2 protein-coding genes are annotated in these 1,139 nt (G+C 35.6%); both read right to left on the reverse strand.

The genetic code is table 11. From position 1 onward, the window contains the following. Positions 1 to 565, reverse strand: a 565-nt coding sequence (locus tag J1D01_RS17405; RefSeq protein ID WP_421151778.1) for a DDE-type integrase/transposase/recombinase, incomplete at its 3' end; no start/stop codon positions are given. A 2-nt stretch (positions 566 to 567) separates the two neighbouring features. Further along, positions 568 to 1,101: an IS630 transposase-related protein gene (locus tag J1D01_RS17410; RefSeq protein WP_421151779.1), complete on the reverse strand. Its 534-nt coding sequence runs from the start codon at positions 1,099 to 1,101 to the stop codon at positions 568 to 570. Positions 1,102 to 1,139 lie beyond the last annotated feature (38 nt).

Here is a 1,139-nt window from a genome sequence, read left to right on the forward strand (position 1 = left end):
CGGAATGATGTATCATTGATTCTTGATAAGCTTTATTGTTTAAAGCCATTTTTAAGGCATCTATACAACCTTGTGCTGTTAAATCCATCCTAAAGCTGTAACCCATTATTTTTCTTGAATAAGCATCTGTTATTAAACTTAAATATCCCCATTGATTAACCATTCTGATGTAGGTTATATCACTGACCCATACTTGCTCTGGTCGGGTTATGGGCATCTCTTTAATAAGGTTACTGTACTTTTTCATCCAATGCCTTGAATCTGTTGTAATGGCTTTGCGTTTACGTTGTCTGACCAATAAATCATGGTCGGATAGTAAATTAAACAGATAGTCTCTGCCAATGGTTATATTGTGAGACAGAAGCCTCTTATCTAATATGTAATGTAGTTTACGAGTGCCTAATTTGGGTAACTGTTTTCTAATATTGAGAACCTCTTGGAGAATAATGTCTTCTTTAACCAGACTGCGTTCTTTACGCCAGAGAGCATCATAGTAAGCATGTCTTGTTTTGCCAAACAATCGACATAGCAAGCCTATCCCTAATTTAGGGAAGTCCTGCTTCATTTTTAAGACTGTTTGGCACCAGACTTTTTTCTGATATCGATTTTAAGCTGTTCTTCAGCTACATCAATCATCGTATTTAAAGCCTTTATCTTTAGTTCTGCCTCTAGTAAGGCTTTCTCTAAAGCTTGTTTGTCTGATGGTTTTATATTTGCCATTCGAGGTTGTGTTACTATACAAATATCAACTTTTTCTTCTTTAAAACATAAGAGCCAATCTCTTATGGTCTTTTCTGTTTTGATGTTATAAGCTGTTTGGGCTTCTTTAATGGTCATTCTTCCTTGCTCAATAGCTGTAACGATGGTGCGTTTTTGTAGTTTCGTGTAGCTTCTTCGTTTGAGGTTTTGATGGTAATGTTCTGAACCGTATCGTTTCATCCAGATATCCAATGAGCTTTTTCCCAGTTTGTAGATCTGTTTAGCTTCTTTTCTTGGAAGGCCAGCTTCTACTTCTTTGACAATTTTTAAAATCAGTCGTTTGTCATAGCGTTCTTGTTGGTTTGATCGTAATACATAATTTTCCTGTTTTGATGTTTCCATACACTTGTTTTAGTGTATAGCTATTCTAGGACAAGACA

The sequence above is a fragment of the Seonamhaeicola sp. NFXS20 genome, assembly GCF_049132085.1.
Lineage (GTDB): Bacteria > Bacteroidota > Bacteroidia > Flavobacteriales > Flavobacteriaceae > Seonamhaeicola.

Bases quoted from the DNA above. Each gene is read 5' to 3' on its own strand.
- J1D01_RS17410 (WP_421151779.1), bottom strand. From the start codon at position 1,101: ATGGAAACATCAAAACAGGAAAATTATGTATTACGATCAAACCAACAA.